The organism is Flavobacterium sp. HJSW_4, assembly GCF_042436695.1.
Lineage (GTDB): Bacteria > Bacteroidota > Bacteroidia > Flavobacteriales > Flavobacteriaceae > Flavobacterium.
Window position 1 is genome coordinate 230,796 of record NZ_JBHNPP010000002.1, and the last position, 19,757, is coordinate 250,552.

The 19,757-nt window shown below is 40.1% G+C and carries 17 protein-coding genes and 1 pseudogene; 2 read left to right on the forward strand and 16 right to left on the reverse strand.

The window, feature by feature from the left end:
* Nucleotide 1 precedes the first annotated feature (1 nt).
* The 9 genes from ACE01P_RS02805 to ACE01P_RS02845 form a co-directional block, all read right to left on the reverse strand.
* On the reverse strand, nt 2-868 hold the full coding sequence (locus ACE01P_RS02805; RefSeq protein WP_379693874.1) for an AraC family transcriptional regulator: 867 nt from the start codon (nt 866-868) through the stop codon (nt 2-4).
* A gap of 36 nt (nt 869-904) precedes the next feature.
* Nucleotides 905-1,276: a hypothetical protein gene (locus ACE01P_RS02810; RefSeq protein WP_379693877.1), complete on the reverse strand. Its 372-nt coding sequence runs from the start codon at nt 1,274-1,276 to the stop codon at nt 905-907.
* A 10-nt stretch (nt 1,277-1,286) separates the two neighbouring features.
* On the reverse strand, nt 1,287-1,901 hold the full coding sequence (locus ACE01P_RS02815) for an SCO family protein (protein WP_379693879.1): 615 nt from the start codon (nt 1,899-1,901) through the stop codon (nt 1,287-1,289).
* Nucleotides 1,902-1,955: 54 nt separating this feature from the next.
* Nucleotides 1,956-2,927, reverse strand: coding sequence for a transporter (locus ACE01P_RS02820; RefSeq protein ID WP_379693881.1), 972 nt, complete (start codon nt 2,925-2,927; stop codon nt 1,956-1,958).
* 11 nt (nt 2,928-2,938) lie between these two features.
* Nucleotides 2,939-4,000, reverse strand: a complete 1,062-nt coding sequence (locus tag ACE01P_RS02825) for a cytochrome-c peroxidase (protein WP_379693883.1) — start codon at nt 3,998-4,000, stop codon at nt 2,939-2,941.
* 3 nt (nt 4,001-4,003) lie between these two features.
* A complete protein-coding gene (locus ACE01P_RS02830; protein ID WP_379693885.1) occupies nt 4,004-4,795 on the reverse strand; it encodes an MbnP family protein in 792 nt (263 codons plus the stop codon).
* Between the two features lie 31 nt (nt 4,796-4,826).
* Entirely contained in the window at nt 4,827-5,870 is a 1,044-nt protein-coding gene (locus tag ACE01P_RS02835) for a cytochrome-c peroxidase (protein WP_379693887.1), read from the reverse strand.
* Nucleotides 5,871-6,000: 130 nt separating this feature from the next.
* Nucleotides 6,001-6,807, reverse strand: coding sequence for an MbnP family protein (locus ACE01P_RS02840; RefSeq protein WP_379693889.1), 807 nt, complete (start codon nt 6,805-6,807; stop codon nt 6,001-6,003).
* Between the two features lie 103 nt (nt 6,808-6,910).
* A complete protein-coding gene (locus tag ACE01P_RS02845; RefSeq protein WP_379693892.1) occupies nt 6,911-7,288 on the reverse strand; it encodes a hypothetical protein in 378 nt (125 codons plus the stop codon).
* 271 nt (nt 7,289-7,559) lie between these two features.
* On the opposite strand from ACE01P_RS02845, the gene ACE01P_RS02850 reads away from it, so the two are divergent.
* Complete coding sequence (locus ACE01P_RS02850; RefSeq protein WP_379693894.1) at nt 7,560-8,447, forward strand: helix-turn-helix domain-containing protein; 888 nt, start codon at nt 7,560-7,562, stop codon at nt 8,445-8,447.
* Nucleotides 8,448-8,498: 51 nt separating this feature from the next.
* Here ACE01P_RS02850 and ACE01P_RS02855 read toward each other — a convergent pair whose 3' ends face one another.
* Nucleotides 8,499-8,960, reverse strand: coding sequence for a hypothetical protein (locus tag ACE01P_RS02855; protein ID WP_379693896.1), 462 nt, complete (start codon nt 8,958-8,960; stop codon nt 8,499-8,501).
* Between the two features lie 46 nt (nt 8,961-9,006).
* Nucleotides 9,007-9,807 (reverse strand): phospholipase A, encoded by an 801-nt coding sequence (locus ACE01P_RS02860; RefSeq protein WP_379693898.1) that lies wholly within the window; start codon nt 9,805-9,807, stop codon nt 9,007-9,009.
* A gap of 354 nt (nt 9,808-10,161) precedes the next feature.
* Here ACE01P_RS02860 and ACE01P_RS02865 point away from each other — a divergent pair.
* Nucleotides 10,162-11,468: pseudogene (locus ACE01P_RS02865) on the forward strand (O-acetylhomoserine aminocarboxypropyltransferase/cysteine synthase family protein).
* 370 nt (nt 11,469-11,838) lie between these two features.
* Here ACE01P_RS02865 and ACE01P_RS02870 read toward each other — a convergent pair.
* The 5 genes from ACE01P_RS02870 to ACE01P_RS02890 form a co-directional block, all read right to left on the reverse strand.
* Complete coding sequence (locus ACE01P_RS02870) at nt 11,839-12,663, reverse strand: universal stress protein (RefSeq protein WP_379693900.1); 825 nt, start codon at nt 12,661-12,663, stop codon at nt 11,839-11,841.
* Between the two features lie 63 nt (nt 12,664-12,726).
* Complete coding sequence (locus ACE01P_RS02875) at nt 12,727-13,998, reverse strand: TolC family protein (RefSeq protein WP_379693902.1); 1,272 nt, start codon at nt 13,996-13,998, stop codon at nt 12,727-12,729.
* Nucleotides 13,999-14,069: 71 nt separating this feature from the next.
* Nucleotides 14,070-17,204 carry an efflux RND transporter permease subunit gene (locus ACE01P_RS02880; protein ID WP_379693904.1) on the reverse strand — a complete coding sequence of 1,045 codons (3,135 nt, stop codon included), beginning with the start codon at nt 17,202-17,204 and terminating at the stop codon, nt 14,070-14,072.
* 22 nt (nt 17,205-17,226) lie between these two features.
* Nucleotides 17,227-18,261: an efflux RND transporter periplasmic adaptor subunit gene (locus ACE01P_RS02885; RefSeq protein ID WP_379693907.1), complete on the reverse strand. Its 1,035-nt coding sequence runs from the start codon at nt 18,259-18,261 to the stop codon at nt 17,227-17,229.
* Nucleotides 18,262-18,884: 623 nt separating this feature from the next.
* Entirely contained in the window at nt 18,885-19,706 is an 822-nt protein-coding gene (locus ACE01P_RS02890) for a hypothetical protein (protein WP_379693909.1), read from the reverse strand.
* Nucleotides 19,707-19,757 lie beyond the last annotated feature (51 nt).

The following is a 19,757-nucleotide window of genomic DNA, read 5'->3' on the forward strand; positions in this document are numbered from 1 at the left end:
TTTATTGATTTGATAATCTGCGAAACTGTTCGGGGGTTTTACTTGTCTGTCTTTTAAAAAAAGTAACAAAGTAGGACGCATTTTCAAACCCCAGCTGATCGGCTATTTCATTTATAGAATAATTGGTAAAATGTATTAGCCTCTGTGCTTCCACCACAATGCGTCTTCTTATTAAGTCACCTGCCGTATAATTTGTCACTTCCTTGCATATCTTGTTGAGATAATTTGGCGTCACGTTAAGCAGGTCCGCATAGGCTGCAGGCATTTTCTTCATTTTAAAATCCTTGTCTATTAGCTTCTCGAATTCCTTTACCTTATTATGTTTCAATGAGTTGCTTACACTAAATCCCGAAGGATCATAAAGACGGTCCAAATAGAAAAGCAGGATGTTAAGGTAGGATCCCAGAACCTTTATGGATTCTTTTTGGCGAAGATTGAATTCTTTTAAAAATATTTCAAGCAGGTAAATCCATTTGTTTTTCTCTTCCTCACCAATTCGTACAAATACTTTTGAAGTATCATTAAGAAAATCGAACTGATCCACAATACTATTGTTGTATGGCAGGGAAAAAAAATCTTCTGTGAAACAGATTATTTTTCCTTTCGCTTTTCTGTTAATGTCTATACTGCTGATGCAGCGAGGTTTTATGATAATTACTTTTGGACTGTCCAGACGAACCTTATGATTGTCAATACTGATTTCTCCCTGCGCATCATCAATAAAGAGAAGCGTAAAGAAATCCTGTCTGTGAGGATATTCAAGCTGGGGAAAACGCTGCAGCAGGTTCATTAGATTATCCATCCAAATATGACTGTTATCCTCTGAGAATAAATCCAGACCGCGGACTGGTATTTCTGATAGTTGCATTTTTTTGATTTTATGATTAATACTAAAACGAGGGTATTAACCGCATTTAGGAGGATGGTAAATCGAAAAAATAAAACTTGATTTTTGGTTCGCCTCCTTCAGAAAAGGATATTCCATTTTAAACTCACTGCGTATCGTCGGGAATGAAATGGTGAAAGGGACTTCCAAAAAGAGCTGAACTTCCTTGTAATTTACGCTTGGAAATTTCTGCTCCTGCTTGTCGTTGGCTTTTAATTTATTCACCAGGTAACATTTTCCGTTACACATAGGAACTGCATCAAACCTGTTGACGCAGATATTTTTTGCAATATAGTCGCGATTGATATAAAAATCACCAATAATCCAGATACTGCCCGCATTTTGAAATACGAGCAGCATAAGAATAATTAAAGTGATACCTCTTTTCATTAGTGAATTATTATTTTGTTGAACTTTCTGCTAAAAGATTTTTAACATCGGCAATCAGCCTTGAAGTTTCCTTTGGATTAGTGCCGTCGTACACTCCTCGAACGTGTCTGTCTTTATCTATGAGCAGAAATCCGCCACTGTGTACAAATCCTCCTGGTTCATTTTTATCCGGATACGCCGTCGCAAAGTAGCTCTCGGTTGCAATTTTATAAATGCTGTCCCTATTGCCTGTCACAAAATGCCAGTTTTTTTTGATACCATTATCAACAGTATATGCTTTAAGGCGAGGGATCGTATCATTATCCGGATCGATCGTGTGGGAAAGAAACAGAACCTCGTCATTTGTTTTATAAGTATCATACACTTTTTTAAGCTGTACATTCATTTTCGGGCAGATTGACGGGCAGGAAAGGAAAATAAAATCAGCAATGTAGATCTTCCCGTCAAAAGTTGTATTGGTTATCTTCAAACTATCCTGATTGGTAAAGGAAAAGTCCTTGATACGAGGATAATCGGTTTGATTTCCTTTTACTATCGGATTTCCCAGAATTGGAAGTTTTTCCTGTGCTTTCTCACATGACAAGACCAGCAGGCATTGAATCAATATCAAACATATATTTTTCATATTCTTTTTTTTAAGTATTTAATTGAAGTGGATTATTAGGCAATCCCTCCTTTTTTATAATGTATAATTCAGATTAAGCGCCCACCTGTAATTGGCTTGCATTTTACCATTTGATAAATTCTGACTCATCGGAAGCATGGCATTTAGACCAACTGAGAATTTGTTTTTTCCGGCTTCAATACCAAATTTGCCAAATAGAATATCTCCTGCAGTATTGGGCAGATCCAGGTCATGCTGTTTGTTTCTCTGGTATACCTCACCGGACAACCCTGCCTGGGGAACCAGCTGAACTGATTTCAAATCAAACAGATAAAAGAATGTTGCCCCGTAATTAAGCTGATCCCCATACTGGTATTGTTTTGAATTCTCGGTTTTAAAAACGTAATTCAATGTTGTGTTTAGCCCTAAGTTTTTTCTGTTTACTACATATTCCGAGACTACAGAATAGTCCCAGCTTCCGGTTCCGAGTTGAAAGCTTTGATTGATGCTTCCCAAGTTATTGCCCTGTGTGAATTTACCGGTGGGTATTTTTATACCTGCTCCCATGCTTACCCTATGGGTAAAAACCGCACTGTCTTTTTTTGTTTCAAAAACCGTATACAGTCCCATTACAGTGATATCGCCCAAGCCTGAAATACTTTCCGTGCCGGTGGCTAATTCCCGTTCATGAAAGTGATACGGAATCAAAGCAGAAATCTGGACTTTATCGGTCACCGGAATTCTTGCCCAAGCCTGCACCGTATTAAAATCTTCATCAATCCAGGGAGAATTATCAAAAATACCGTCACGGCTGGTGTAGCTTTGCTTAAAATACCGGATCCCCACAAAATTATTGTTGAGCATCGAACTAAATCCCATGCTGCCTCCGCTTGCTGAACACCCGCAGGCATCACAGTCAAAATCTTCGAGGACTGCCAAGCGCTGAAAAGTAAATGCAGAAATCGTATCTTTTTCCGTAGAACTGAAAACTTTCGATGTGAAGAAGAAGGTTGTCACTATTGTTACTTTAATTATTATTTTTATCATTTTTTTAAATTTTATAATTCCGAAAACCGCCTGTTGTTTAGGAATTTATAGTCAGTCAGCGTTTTCAAAAAAGCAATCAATTGTTTTTTTTCTATTTCAGATAATGAAATACCAGGCTTCTTATCTTGCTGTAATAAGGGATCTAAAGTAGTAGAAGCTAAAACGCCACTATTGTAATGTTCAACCACCTCTTGCAGTGATGTAAATCTTCCATCATGCATATAAGGCCCTGTTTTTTCAACATTACGAAGCGTAGGAGTTCTAAATTTCCCCAAATCATTCGAATTATGGGTAATTCTGGCCCTTCCTCTTTTGCTCATCAGTTCTGTATCATCAGTAAAATCATTGTCAATCCCGTTATTGTGGTACAGATTATCAGTCAGTAAAGGTGTTGCATGACAGGAAAAGCAAAATTGCTCGGCCATCCTGAGTCCACTCAGCTCGTTTTCGTCCATTTCACCACCAGGCTCCCCACGAACATACTTGTCATATTTTGAGTCTGCGGAAATCAATGTCCTTTCAAACTGCGCAATTGCTTTTACAATATCAGCCTGATTAACAGCCCTGCCAAATGCTATTTTAAACAATCTTGGATAATGCGCATCGCCATTCAATTCTTCTATCAATTCGGTCAGGTTTTGGTGCATTTCATCCTGATGCGCCAGCGGGGCAAAAGCCTGTGATTCTAAATTATTAGAACCTCCATCCCAAAAAAGGCCATTACCGGCCCACGCCAGATTGATTAAGGCTGGTGAATTCCGTTCCAAGGCATTTCCTGAAATTCCATTTCTTGTTAGTGCAAAACCATCCGAAAAAGCTAAATTCTGCTGATGACAAGTTGCGCAGGAAACCTGATTATCTCCTGAAAGTCTTTTGTCAAAAAACAGCTTTTTTCCCAGAGCAATTCCATCTTTGCTTAAAGGGTTGGCTTTCGAATCGATAAAGGCAGGAAAATTATCAGGAACCGCCACTAATGGCAACACTTCCTGATAAGAATCATCGGCATCGGCACAGGAAAGGCTCATAAAAGCCAATCCTGCAGCAATCCCTATTTTTATATTCCTGTTGAACATTATTTATTCTATACTTTTAACTGTAAAAACAGTGTTTTTGTAATTGTCTGCTACCTTCGTCATGAGTTCGGGTGTTTTAGCTGATATTTTTGGGCTGGCTACCAAATCAATATCTTTTACAATTTTTTCAACATCTACATTTAAGTTTAATTTTGAGGATTTGCCTGCGCTGATCACCAAAGCACTCGGCAATGTAATTTCCACTGTTCTGTAATTTGTATTTAAACCTGTCTCTACAGCAATGGCAACCGGAGTTGCCGGTGTCATATTTTTTCCAGTCAAACTGGAGAAAATATAACTCGTATGCCACATCCATGAAATATTAGTCATGCCGTTAAGCTGCGAGAGTTCGCCATCCTGAATACTCATATTATCATTGTGTATAGCATCTACTCCAACTGAGAAAATAAGTTTAGTGTACGATCCAGAAGGGATATCTTTTAAGTCAATAGCCTCTCTTTTTTGAGCAGGATAGGTATATTTGCCATCCTGAACTTTAATTTCTGTCGTTTCTTCCAAAAGGAAAAAAGAGTTAGAAAGCGCATATGTTTCATTTTTATCGCTTACCAGTTTAACATCACTTACCCAGTAACGAAGACGGTCAAATTGATAGGATTGTCCGCTAATGGTAAAAGGGGTATTTAGGGCAAAATCTGCCGCCCCTACCTTTGAATCAAAAGTGATCTGCGTAGTCCCGCTTACAGCTGCAGGCTGGCCGTCAGCATCATCATTTGAACATGAATTAAGAGAAATAAGGGCAAAAAAGGCTAAAGTGATATTTCTAAAGTTTTTCATTTTTGTATATTTTTTAGTATTAATTATATTTTTAGAATTCCGAAAATCTTTTATCGGTCAAATATTGTGTATCGGTAAGTGTTTTCAAAAAGGCGATAATCTGCTTTTTTTCAGCTGGCGAAAGCGTAATACCGAGCTTGCCGTTTTTCTTCAAAAGCGGGTCCAACGTCGGGGAATCCGCAATACCGGTTTCATAATGATTCAGGACAGTTTCCAAAGTTCCAAAACGCCCGTCGTGCATGTAGGGGGCTGTAACCTCGACATTGCGAAGGCTCTGCACCTTGAACTTATAATAATCAGAGGGTTTCTCGGTCACTTTATAACGTCCTACATCATTCACTTTTGGGTTAACCGCAAGACCGTTATTGCGAAACGAGTTATCGGTCATTAAATCGGTCGAATGGCAGGAGGCACAATTGGTTTTGAACAAATCATAACCAGCCGATTCATCATCGGTCAGATTACCGCCAGGTTCATTGCGCCTGAACTTATCAAACTTTGAATTTGAAGAAACCATCATGACCATGAACTGGGATAATGCCTTTAGCATATTCTCGGTTGTAATAGTCTTATCCTCAAAGGCTTGCCTAAAGAGCTTTTGGTATTCCTTATCCCCTTTCATCATCGTAAGAATCGCATTTAGATCTCCATTCATTTCAATAACGCTGGTCAGCGGAATTATGGGCTGCAGATCCAGACTCTCAGCTGTCCCATCATACATATAAATGGGCTGGAATGCCATATTTTGAATTGGCGGTGCATTACGTATACCGGTTGCATTATCCACACCATGGCTCACGGTATGCCCGTGATGTGTGAAGGCATTTGCCTGCAGATGGCAGAATCCACACGATACCAGTCCATCTGAAGCCAGTCTGCCATCGTAGAAAAGTTTTTTTCCTAATTCAAAACCTTTTTCAGTGGGCCTGTTTCCTTCAATGTTGTAGGCAACAGATGGAAAATTAGATGGTATCGCAAAATCAAGCGGAACATTGACGTACTCCTTATCATCACTGCCGGAACAGCTTATCAAAAGAGGTATCACTAAACAAAGAAAATATCTTAATTTAAGCATACTGTAAGTTTTAAAACACAGGTATAATTTCAGTGTCAGCCAACACGGCACTCCCCGATATGCCTATATGAAGGCACAGCGAAATGTTCCGCGAAAGAGCGAAAATTAATCCTGGGTTTACTGTAAATGATTAGTCGTTATGTACATGGTCTACCCTGAACATTTTTGAAATGTTAGTGGTAATTTTAGGCAAAGCTTCCCCACCCATAATCATGGCACCCATTCCGGTTTCATTGTAGTCTGAGAGTTTTATAGTATTCTCTCCATCAAGAATTTTAGATAAATCCGTTACAACGTGAATAGCCGGCTTGATGTTGTTTCTGACCAAAGCTTTAGTCGGTAAATCAAGAGTTACTTCGGTATAATTATACGCACCTCCAATTTGTCCGGTATGAATCATAAATGAAGAAGATTCAGTAACCGTTGCAGAGGTAAAAGTCCCCTCGAAAGCCAGATATTTATAACCTGCTGACCAGCTCCAAAGCAAGTCCTTGGCCTGAGCTTTGGCAAGAAAATCGCCTTGACCTGCCGCACCTAGCTGCCATTGTTCCTTGTCCACACCGATACCAAACTTTACTTTGGTATAATCACCCGCCGGGATATCGTCAAGGTCGAACTGATAACCTGTGCCAGCATCCCTTTCATCTGCAATAAAATAACTTTTTGCTTTTGGATAAGTAAAAGTGGTCCCATCGTCTTTTGTCAAAACAATATTACTTACAATGTATCGTACCACATTCACCTTAAGCTTTTCATTATTGGCAGTTGTAATTATCTGTGTATCGAGAATAAGGTCATTATTATTATAGGAATTATCAAATTTCAAACTTAATTTTCCTGTTCCAGCTTCTGTGTCGTCCTTTTGCTCATCATTTGAACATGAGGTAATAAAAGCGCATAAGGCCAGTATTACCACTTTTTGTAATATCTTTTTCATTGTATTTTATAAATTAATTTAGTTCAGAACACGAATGTTCCAGTCACTGTGCGAGGCACAATGACAAATTATCCCAATCAAAACTGGGAAACAAAATCCATATTTATAAAATACCGGCGGGTGGGCGAAAAGTAGAAGAGGAAATTCCAACCGGCTGACTCTTTAAGAATGCAAAAGTCGTTTGCTGGTATTCTGCAGGAGCTATAAATGTAAAGCTTACCTCAGAGGTGATGCAGATATAGACAATCTCTAACTTTTCCTTAAGAGCGTCCTGCATTTGTTTTTCGTTATCTGAATATTTCTTTAGGCTTTTCTGCAGTTCGCATCGCCCGTTACAAGAGTTAAAAATCTGTTTACGCTGTACACAAATGGTTTTGGCGATTTGTTCCTGATTTAATTTAAAAGATGCATAAACAAACATACTGCCCATAGAAGGCAGAAAAATAAGACCACAAAGTAATATTACAATATACTTTTTCAAAAATGTTATTTGTTTATAAATGCAAAAATACATTAATTTTGTTTTTATTTTGAAGAAACTTCCTGTTTTATTAAACAAAAAGCATTCTGTTGTTCAGACCGAGGCCTCTAAATAAAAGTATACTCAACAAAAATTAGCAGCGCAGTCTGAAACAAAATAAAAATAAATGGCACGCTGTTCAAGACTTTAAAATATCATTTCAGCCTTTTTATAAACCATTTAGCCTTTCTTTTAAAATCAAATAAAATTTTATCTTTACAAAAAACAGGCATTGAAACACAGCATTAAAAAAAATTCTATCAATGATATATTAGAAGCATTGGGCGATACGCCTCAGTCCGAAGGTCTTCATGTCTATATGAGCAAGGAAGATATCACCCAAAGCCCTTTTTCTTATCCCTTCCGCTCGGACAGCTATACCATTATGATCATACTTTCGGGGAGTTCTAAGATTCAGTTTAATCTGCTGGATTATACCATTCAGGCACAAGACATTGTACTTATTTCTCCCCATACGGTTACTCATATTAAGGAAATAGAAAGCAGCATGTCGCTTATCGCAATCAGCTTCACTATGAATTTCGCGATAAACCACACCCTTAACCGCACTGATGTAAGCGCGTTTGAGTTTTTTGCTTCCAAAACTGCTTTGAGCCTTAAATTGAAAGAAGCGGAAATAAAGAGCCTTGTACAGCTTAGTCAATTACTGTATGAAAAGAATTCCTCTTTTAGTTCGTTTTACAGAAAGGAGTTGCTGATACACAGTTTTAATTTATTGATGTATCAGGTTGCAGCGATTTACAGCGAAAAATATGCCGCCAATGTAACTAAAATGACCCGTAAGGAGGAGCTCGCATCCAAATTTATAAAACTACTGGAGGAGAATTTTAAAAGGGAACGTAAAGTGCAGTTCTATTCTGATGTCATGAACTTGACCGCGGCGCATCTTTCCAAGATACTTAAAGAAGTATCTGGCAAAACAACCGGAGAACTTATAGATGCGGCCATTATTACAGAGGCCTGCATCCTGCTTTCCAACCCGGCACTGAACGTATCTCAGATATCGGATGAACTGAATTTCAGCGACCAGTCTTTCTTCGGTAAATTTTTTAAAAAACACATCGGCTTATCGCCTTCAGAATACAGGAGAACGACATAAGAAGCAGCTCAAAACAAACCTCCCCAGTACTTGAGCGGCCAATAATATCATTTATTCTCCCGCTGCTGATTTAGTTTTCTCAGGAATAGGGCCGAAAACAAATGAATCGTTGAATTCTATTGGACTGTCTGGCATGAAATAGGAGATTCCCATATAACTTGCCACAACGCCGCGCCCCTGCAGCAGCTTTTTCCCACTGCGCAGAAAAATGATCGGGCTTATAGTCTTACTCCCCCCATAGCTGATGTACCTGAATTTGCCCCTCAGGGTATCACCGGATATTTCACCCTCAACGGCACCGGAATCCTTCATCGAGCGGCTGCCGTAATAAACTTCATAGGTCCCGAAGAATCGTTTTTCATATTCCGTAATTTCTAAAAACGCAGTATCCCTCCCTTTTGATGCGGTGTAAAAAACGCGGTTTTGTTTTACATCATTGCAGCTAAAGAGGCAGAATAGCACAACAGCTATTACTGCCCCATAGATTCCATATTTCAATATTTCAGACTTCATGTTATATAATTTTAAATACTAATCCTGTTTTTGAAAACTCCTGTCACTAATAAAACCTGTAAAATGTGGGCTTAATTATAAATCCCACCCTGAGCATTCCCCGTTCTGATTTAAAATCGATAAGGCTTTCACTATAGCCCTGCCACCACTGTAGGGTAACAAGCTGATTGGCATTCTTTGAAAGACGGTAGCTTATACCGGTATTAACACTGCCCTTTAAATCCCAGTCGGCCCCTTTTCGTACTGTGATATCAAAAAACAGCCTGTTCCTGTTCAGCGCCCACTGCAGGTGCCCTTCCCCATAGCCGATGTATCTAGGCAGAGAGGGGTTGTTATCGATAAGAAATGGTATCCAGGCTTTTATGCTGAGAATCAGTCTTGGTGAAAATATCCTTGTAAATCCAAGGAAAACCGTGTTGAGGCTTCGCGAGTAAATACTGTCACGCCCATTGGATTCATGCTCGATGCCCAAGGTCAGTACGCCAAAAAACTTATCTTCCCTGAATAGGGGCTTCAATGCCATAAGACCGGGATTATAGTTGCTCTCCTCGAATGGGCTTGATGCCTTGTATACCTTCCAGAATGATTTCTGGGTATAGGTCAAATAAGGATAAAAACCCTCCAGCGGTTTGTTGGATAGACGCTGCTTAAAACTGAACTGAAATTTTGCATCCATTGTATTTCTCGAAGGTTCCTGCCCAAGATCAACGCCGGTTACAAAATAATTATCTTTGTATATCGAAAAAGCAGGAAGCGCGGTGATTACGACATGCACCGAATCTCTCTGCAGGGGAATCTGTCCATAAGCCAGTGCTGTAAAAAAAAGCAGTAGTAAATTTAGTTTCATGTAATGGTATTCATTACTGCAAATTTATTACGCAAGCCTTGCATGGAAAAGGTCATTTTTAAGCCAAAATTAGTCAGTTTCTGGTTTTTCTGCAGAATCAACCGATATGTAAATCACTGCCAGGACAATATAATTACACCCCTTTCAAAGACGCCAAAATCCTCCTAAAGAGGAAATATATTTCGTTTTTTACTCCTGTTGTAAATAAAAAATCCAAATTATTTCATTTTATAAATTTGACAGTTTACATTTACAAAAACATCTCAAAAAACAGCTGTGCATTATCCATGATAATTCATCTCTGCGCTGCTGTTTTACCATTAAGAATTTTCTAACCATTTAATATACTATTCAATGTCAACAACCAAAAATTTAAGATTCGAAACACTGCAGGTGCATGCAGGACAAATCCCTGATCCTACAACAGGTTCTCGAGCTGTGCCTATCTACCAGACCAGTTCCTATGTATTCGAGAATGCCCAGCACGGCGCCGATTTATTTGCATTAAGGCAATTTGGAAATATCTATACCAGACTTCAAAATCCTACTACAGATGTTTTTGAAAAACGTGTCGCTGCATTGGAAGGGGGCATGGCAGCATTGGCGGTTGCTTCAGGTCAGGCTGCACAGTTTATTGCCCTGAACAATATTTTAGAATCAGGGGACAATTTTGTTTCAAGCAGCAATATATACGGAGGCACTTACAACCAGTTCAAGGTATCGTTTAAAAGGCTGGGCATTTCGGTTCAGTTTACAAAAGAAACAACTGCTGAGGGCTACGAATCCCTTATCAACGAAAAGACAAAAGCATTATATCTGGAGACAATTGGAAACCCAAGTTACGATATCCCGGACTTTGATAAGATAGCGGCTGTAGCAAAAAAATACGATTTACCACTTATAGTGGACAATACCTTTGGAGCTGGCGGCTACTTATTTAGACCTTTGGAACACGGGGCCGCAATTGTAGTAGAATCGGCTACAAAATGGATTGGAGGCCACGGGACAAGTATAGGCGGGATAATCGTAGACGGAGGCACTTACAACTGGGGAAATGGAAAGTTCAAACAATTCTCCGAGCCTTCAGAAGGCTATCACGGCCTGGTGTTTGCTGATGCATTTGGGGTAAAAAGTCCTTTTGGCAATATTCAGTTTGCCATCCGCGCACGTGTTGAAGGACTGCGTGATTTTGGGCCTGCAATCTCTCCATTCAACTCTTTCCAGCTGATCCAAGGCCTGGAAACACTGTCACTGCGCGTGCAGCGTCATGTCGATAATGCACTGGAAACTGCTAAATGGCTGGAATCGCACCCGCAGGTAGAGAAAGTAAACTATCCTGGTCTTGAAAGTTCTCCAGCTATGCCAATGCAAGAAAATATTTTAAAAATGGATACGGCGCCGTCCTTTCTTTTCAAATAAAGGGCGACGTAAGAAAAGCGGATTTGTTCATTGACAGTCTGGAACTTATCAGCCATCTGGCAAATGTTGGAGATACAAAATCCCTCATAATTCATCCTGCTGCAACCACGCATCAACAGTTAAGCGCAGAAGCGCAAAAAGCAGCAGGCGTATTTGTCGGACTGCTTCGCCTATCTGTCGGGATCGAGCATATTGATGACATCAAGGCTGATCTTCAGCAGGCCTTTGACAAAATAAAATAAGAGCATTGCTTATATGCAGACCTGCCCAGAGCTATTTGGATAAAAAAAGCCTGCAGAAATTAGACTGCAGGCTTTTCTGTCTCATGAACAGCTACTGTAAGATTAATGCGAATATTGATGCCGTACACCAGATCATTAAAGTCATTGTACAGCTTTATGCAGATTAAGCGACAAAATATAAACGGGCAAAACGATTCATTTTTTTAACGGCGGGGTTAAAAATTATGGATGCAAACTGAAAAAAGGATGACAAAATACCAGAACAAATCAATAAAAAAGCACTTGTCAAGAACATTTAGAAAGCAGCCAAAAAGAAACCGTAATACAAAAACAACTATATTAAAAAACGCCTGTACCTCTGTTATCGATCTTATATTTTAGGAAACGCCAGCAGTGGTATTTCTAGACCCGATGCCATCATTCTGGTTTTGCTTGTATGGATCAATGAATCCCAGAAGCCGTATTTTTTTGGCACCATCACTAAAACATCCGGACTATATTTTATTATTTCTTTCTTTATCTCATCAATAACGGCATTGGATCGGACTGTTTTATAAATTTGTTTTTCATCCTGAAGTTCTTTCTCCGGTCCTGATTCTGCGTGACTTTGTTCCTTAAATTCGTTTATGCTCTGATTAACATTAAAAAATTCGATTTCCATTCCGATGCTTTCAATGAGTCCTTTCAGCCAGCCAAGCTCTTTGATGGTAGACCAGCTTAGCGAATCGCATGCATAGAGTATTTTTTTCAGTCCCTTGAAGCGTGCATCTTTCGGCACTGCCAAAACGGGGAAATTTATATTCTTGATCACTGAAGTCGTAGAGTTCCCCAATAAATCCTGCTCAAAAGAGTGCTTTGCCATTCCCATCACTATAAGATCGGCACCAGCTGCATCGATTACAGACAAAAGTTCATCTTCCAGGAAAGAATAACTGCAATAGGAACTTACTTCAATCTTAAAAATATCCGCTGTTTCCCTGCTTAATGTATCAAGCCTTGTACTGGCTTTCTCCAATTCTTTCTGCATTTCATTGCCATTGATCAGTGAATTGGCGCTATGCACACTCAGTGAAAAAGCATTGAACAAAATAAGTTTTGCCCCTATTGCTTTGGCAAGTCCTGCCGCATACACAACAGCATTAGATGCTGTTTGCGAATAATTAGTGGCAGCAATAATGGTCAGCTGTGAAGTCATTTATGTTTATTTTTTAAATTTAAAAAACCTTATTATTTTTTGTCTTTGGCAGTTAAAACTGCATCAGTACTCCCCGACTGCTTTTTTGTATTGGGCTTCCCTGACCTTGTATCCTACTTTTGCGTCGATAAGGTCAGCGTATGCTTTCTGCCAGAGCACCTGCGCTTCCAAAACATCTTCTCCAAGCACTGTTCCGGCATCAAAACGGTCCTGATTCAGACGCAGGTTCTCTTCTGCCTGTTGGAGTGATTTTCTGCTGAGTTCAATCTGGGTCACAGACTGGCTGAGCATGAGCCAGCCATTTTGAATTTCGATTCCCAGCAATTCTCTGGTCTCTTCCAGTTCAAATTTTCTCGCTTCGGTTATAAACTCCTGCTCTTTCACTTTCTGCTTTCTTCCGCCCCAGTCCATTATAGGAACCGAGAGCGTCACCAATCCCACAAAGGCCTGCATATCATCGTTACCGTTGGAAAAATTTATTTTTTTTCCATAAGATGCCAGACCATTCGCGCTTAATGCTAGTGTAGGTTTTTGGTCTGCTTCTGATAATTTGACCTGATACTGCTGTATTTCGACAGCCTTGGAAAGCATGCTGATTTCCGGACGTTTTTCTACCGCTGTTTTAATGTCTGACTGGCTAATGAGCGCTACATCATCGGCTGCATCCTCTCTAATATCAAAATCAGCACTATATAGCCCGGTAATTTGTCCAAGGTTCAGCTTTGCCATGGCAAGACCATCATTTGCCCTTGTCAGATTCAGCATTGCTTCATTGTGCTGCACCTCCACTTTTAGAAGATCATTCTTGTAAATCAATCCTGCATCAAAGGAATTTTGAAGGTCATTTTTCAGCGTATTGAGCAGTTTGAGATATTGCTCGGCCAAGGCTGCCTTTTCTTTTAAATTAACAACCTGCCAATATGCAGTTTCGGCGCTCAGCAATACCTCATCTTCGGTCAGTTCTTTTTGGGCACTATGCAGCTCCACGGCAGAGCCTGTCATTTTTTTGACGTTCTGAATTTTATTTCCTGCATATACAACCTGCGTTAGGGCGACCGAACCGTTTGCACTGTACTCGGGAAGCAGGGTTTTAAAAGGATCCGAAAGATAAAGTCCGAAAACACTGGCATCAATTGTCGGCTTTGCAGCAGCTTTTGCAGCCGCATTGGCCGCTATTGAGGACTTGATATTACTTTGCGCTTTTTTAAGTTTTTTATTATTTTCTAAGGCCTTGCTTTTTACCTCCTGCAATGATAATTGCTGCTGAGCATGAACAAATCCGGACAGCAGAATCAGGAAGACTAACAAAAATATTTTATTGTGTTTACTTTTCATGTCTATTCATTTTTAAAACTTTCCTGTCGAATCTTTAACTACAGCTCAACAGGAAGTCTAATTTTTATTTATCAATTTGAGGGCCTGTACATTACATCATCTTCCCCGTCAGGCTGTTCTTTGGGCGCTTCATCGTGGATGATTGGATTTTTTAAAAATTTATAATACATCACAGGAACTACAAAAAGGGTAAGTATCATCGAGAAAATAAGTCCAAAAGCCAGTACGCTTCCTAGAGGCGCCCACATAGGGGACTTTCCGACAATCATCGGCACCACTCCCACAGCTGCGGCTGCCGAGGTAAGAAAGATGGGCCTCATTCTCCTTTTTGCGGCTGCTATAGCGGCCGCCTTATGCCTGTAGCCATGATCGCGGATAAGCTCATCAGCATAATCGACCAGTATAATTCCGTTTCGAACCACAATTCCGATCAGACTTATAATCCCCATAAAACCGGTCATTCCAAGAGGGTTTCCTGTTACAAGAAGTCCCAAAAATGCACCGAAAAGGCTCAATAAAAACGTACAAAGCACAATGAGCGATTTCGCCAGACTCTTGAATTGAAACAAGAGCGTCAAGAAAATCAAAACAAGGCTTACCCCGAGAGAGACACCCATACGCGGTGCATTCTCTCCGCTTGATTCTGCATCTCCGCCATACTGTATAGTAGTTCCGGAAGGAAGTTTAAGGCCCTCTATTTTAGGCTGGATATCCTGAAGAATTCGAGACGGTTTCCTGCCCAGCTGCGCCTCAGAATATACGCTCAGCATTTTTAGACCGTTTCTCCTCAGAAGCATTCCTGTGTGCCATTCCGGATCCAGTGTTGCAACTGCCTTAAGAGGCACTTTTTTACCATATCGGGTTGAAATGTGCAGGTTTTCCAACGCAGTAAGATCTTTTCTGCTCTTCTCATCAAAACGCAGGAATATATCCACTGTCTTATCCCCTTCCCACAATGTCGAAATGGAATAGCCTTTTAAGCCTGCACCTAAAGTCTGTGTAATGGCCTGTGTACTTATGCCAAGACGGTTGGCTATTGCATTGTCTACATTGAGTTTTACCCCCATGTAGTCATATTCACTGCTCAAACGGACATAATTTACTCCCTGTGCCTTTTCTAAAATTTTCTTGATCTGCAGTGCAGTGCGCTTTTGGTCGGCTTCATTCTCGCTTATCACTCGGATATCAATTGGAGCACCTTCCTGAAAACTAAGCTGTTTGATCTTCACGGCGCCATCCTGCATAAACCCTTTGAGCTTCTCCAAGTATTCTTGTGCCATTTCATTTGTCGCATCGCTATCAGTGGTAGTTATAAATACTTGGGCAAAATGCTTTCTTGGAGTTTCCGGAGCATAAGAAGTATGGAAACGGGGGGAACTCATACCGATAAAACTTGTTACATCAACCACACGCTGATCTTGTTTCAGGATTTTTTCCAGTTCTTTTACTTTTTCTTCCGTTTTCTCTAGTGATGTGCCGTTAGGCATCCAGACTTCCATATTAAACTGGTTTCTTTCACTTAAAGGAAAAAATTCTGAGTCTACTTTAGTTGCTATAAAAAGAGCTGCTACAACAGATAACACTCCCAGACTGATAGTTATTTTCGGATTTCTAAATGCTGCTTCGACCCCTTTGTCAAAAGCAGACTGGAGATGATCCAGCAGATTTTTCTTTAAAGGCCTGTCGCTTACTTTGTGTTTTAAGCCTTTTTTAATAAATATATAGCAGGTATATGGCGTAAAAAGCAGGGCAACCAGCATGGAAACAATCAACGCAATTGCCACCGTTACGGGCAGGTAGAACATAAAATCCTTCGCAATCCCATCCATGAAAATGGCCAGTGGAAGAAATGCAAATATGATCGCGAGTGTTGCGGTAAATATTGGCACCATTAATTGTTTAGCGGCCTGCCAGGCACCTGTCCAGGGCTCTACGCCTTCATCCAGCTTTTCAATATAATTATCTACGACCACTATGGCATTATCTACTACCATTCCCAGTACAATAATAAGCGCAGCCAATGTAACCTGATGCAGCTCAACACCCATCATGTTCATAAAGGCAAAAGTGATCAGCATTGAAATCGGAGCAGCAGCAGAGGCTACTACGGCAATTCGGAAAGGAAGCAACAGCATCACCACTAAGAGCACCGAGGCAATAGCCAGTCCAAATTCCTTCATAAAATGGCTGATGCTGTGCTCGACGTCCTTAGGCTGGTTCACAATAGTTTTCATCTTCACATCAGGCGGGAATGTTTTTTGTATGGCGGCTATCTTTTCTTCTACTTCTTTACCAAATGCCACAATATTGTTTCCGGGAAGCATATCGACAGACAGCACCATGGCTTTCTGCTCCTCTACGCGCACAAATGAGGATTTTTCTTCAAAACGCCTTTCGATCTGGGCAACATCCTTCAACCGCACAATTGTTCCAGAGGGCGTAGTATAAACAATCTGGCCGGCAATATCATTCTCATCCCTGTAGCGGCTGTTGGTGTATACCGGAACAATATTATTGGAACCTGTAGAAACTTCACCTGTATAACCGGTAATGTTCTGCTGCTGCAGCACTGCCATAAGAGCACCGGCATCCAAGCCATACTGCTGGAGTCTTTTATCATCAATTTTTATATAAATCTGCTGGCGCTGTCCGCCCGAACGATTTATCTTAGACACCATCGGAATAACTTTAAGCCCGTCTTCGAGTTTATCGAGGTATTTTTCGATCTCGGCGTACGAACGTTCTTTTGATGATACCGATATAATCATTGCTGTTACATCCGCAAAATTGCTGTTGATGAACGGGCCTATAACTCCCTGAGGAAGTTTGGAACGGAGATTGGCATCCATATCCAGCTGAAGTGTATGCCAAAACTTTTTACGATCCTGCACAGTCGTATAGATTTCAGTGGTTATGAAAACCTGTCCTTCACGAACTTCAGACTTTACTTTTTTCTTCTTGATTTCTTCAAATGAAAACAAGTACTGTTCTATTTTTTTTGCTACTTCCTCTTCTACCTGATGCTCGTCGGCACCCGGATAGATTGCATATACAAGGGCAGTCGGCATGTCAATTCGGGGGTTTTCGCTTCGGGGCATATTCACTAAGGAATTAATCCCCATAATCATCAGCAGGACCACAAGCACAATGACAACCTGCTTATGTTTCATTGCGGATTCCAAAAAGTGTATGTTACGCTTTGTCATCTTTATAATTGGTTTTAGAAGATTAAAATTTGACAGGTGTCCCGTCTTCCATATTGGTCTGTCCTGCTACAATAATTTTATCGCCTTCTTGCAGTCCCTCATTTACAACAACATCGCTGGTTCCTGTCATCTTTGAGATATTCACCCTCTTTTTAAAGGCGGTATTTCCGGCTTTTGCAATAAAAACATAATTTATATTATCAGGGTCGCGCACAACAGCCTGCGCAGGTATGATTACAGCATGCTGCGTTCTGCCCGAGCTGATGCTTATGTCGGCAATCATTCCCGGCAGCAATGCTCCATCTGCATTCTCCAATCGTATCTTTACGGTATAAGTTTTAGACATATCATCAGCCTGCGGATTGATTATCGCCACCCGACCGCTGATTTTTTTACCCAGCGAAGGAATTACAATTTTTGTATCAGCTCCAATTTTCAATGAACTGATCTCATTCTCATTAATGGATGCTACAGCATACACTTTGTCAGTTTTCACAATTGTAAAGGCAGGCACCCCCGGCGCGGCAGCTGCTCCTGCTTCGGTCAGCTTATGGGTGATAATACCGGAAAAGGAAGCATACAATCTGGTGTCGTGCAAATTTTTTGATGCGGTTTCCCTAGTGGCTTTTGCCTGCGCAAGGGCTGTTTTTGCAGCGATATAGTCACGCTGTGGAAGACTCCCTTTTTTGTAGAGCTGGTCCAGACGATTGAAGTTATCCTGTGCCTGTTCGAGTCCCGCGGCCGCCACAACCAGATTGTTCTGGTAGGTATTCTGTTCGATTGATGCCAACAGCTGCCCTTTTACGACATATTGTCCTTCCTGAACCGTTACAGCATTTACCCTTCCCGCCACACTAAAGCCTATCGAGACTGTATTGTCTGCTTCAATAGTACCGCTGTATTCGAGGATCAGCGGCTGAGCAGAAACCGTTATCTCTTTTACACCCACTTTTACAGGCTGAGCTGCCTGGGTTTGATCAGGTTTGGTTTTACTACATCCCGCAACCAATAACATGACACTTAGAATAAAAAGAATATTCTTTTTTAACATTACCATAAGATTTGCTTTTAATTATCACTAAATCCCAATCGGCTCATCCGACTGATTGGTGCAAATCTCTATAGAATGGTCAAGGCTTGAAAGGTCTGTTTCTTGCGAATATTGGTCAAAAACTCATTTTTAAAATGAGCTTGACCACAACTTACGCAGTAAGACATAAAAAAAGAGGAAGCCAGACACCAGTCCAGCGATGTGTATAAGCAGATTTGCTAATAAGTAAGATTATATTTTACTTTGCAAAAAATACCAATTAGTATCTAGATGAAAAAATCATTGACCTGGATCCACAAGGCCAGAAAAGAGAAATAAATTTATGAGATACCCACAGGTAAGAGATTATGTTGACTGCCGGGGTAACTTTAAAGAACTGCCCCTATTGGCCCAAAATTAAGGAACCTTAACATCAATATTATGTTGACCGGAAATAAGATTTTGCAATTTAAACACCTGAAAGATAAGGAATTAATCGAAACAAAAGAACATACATCCATAAGTGTACTTCCATCCTAAAGATTCTAATCAGTTTTTAGTAAAACGAACCAAAGCCTATTTTGAAATGAATACCAAAGCAGAGGGATAACAGCAGCCTCAGCAAAACTGCTATCTTATTCATTGAAAAATTAAAACGCCAATTCATATCCCATTTTAAGTGCCCATTGTTTTAATATTGAATAGGGGAATTTATCTATGGATGAGTAAAATGCGATTTTCTTAAGGTTTGATTTTTGGGTTTTCAAATCGGAAGAACATAAAAAGGCCAAATCACTTTTGCTGAAAGTGATGCCTTTTTTCAATCTTTTCAAATATTTATCCAGATCATTATTCAAGTCCAGATTTTCATCTTCGCTCAGAAAGAAGGATTCAAAAATTTCGATGTATTCGTTTATTGTAATTTTTCTGTCCTTTCTACTAAATCTATCCCCAAAACGATTTCTAAGCCATTTTGACAAGGTCCTTTTATTGCACTCAAATTCCTTTGCGATTGTCTCCTTAGTCACATAGATTAAGGCTTTTGTCAGATCTTCGCGTTCTGCCCTGTTTTTATCCTCCAGATCAATGTCAAATACAGTATTTAAATCATACTCCGCAACCTGTTTCTGAATCTCAAACATTTTCTTTATCCCGTCATGATCTGTAATTAAATTCAATATTTCACTGCCTGATTCCTGCAGGCTGGAAAGCGTTTTAATTACTCCTGTGATATTCTGCAATGGCAGCGTTTCTATTGCTTTGAGCCAGAAATCCAAATTAGTTTCTCTTTTGAGTATTTCAAAAATTTCCTGATCGCTGTATGACTGTTCTTTTAGATGGGTTAAACGGGATATTAGTTCTTCTCTCCCGCCATAAAACAGAGCCAGCTGATCATTAATAATTTCCTGCTGCTTTTCAAATGACAATTTATTGTAAGCTGCGGCATGGTTATCTAAAACTTTATTTAGCATAAAAAACTGTGTTTTGCAATCATATAAAAGAAGAGTAACTAAGATAGTGAA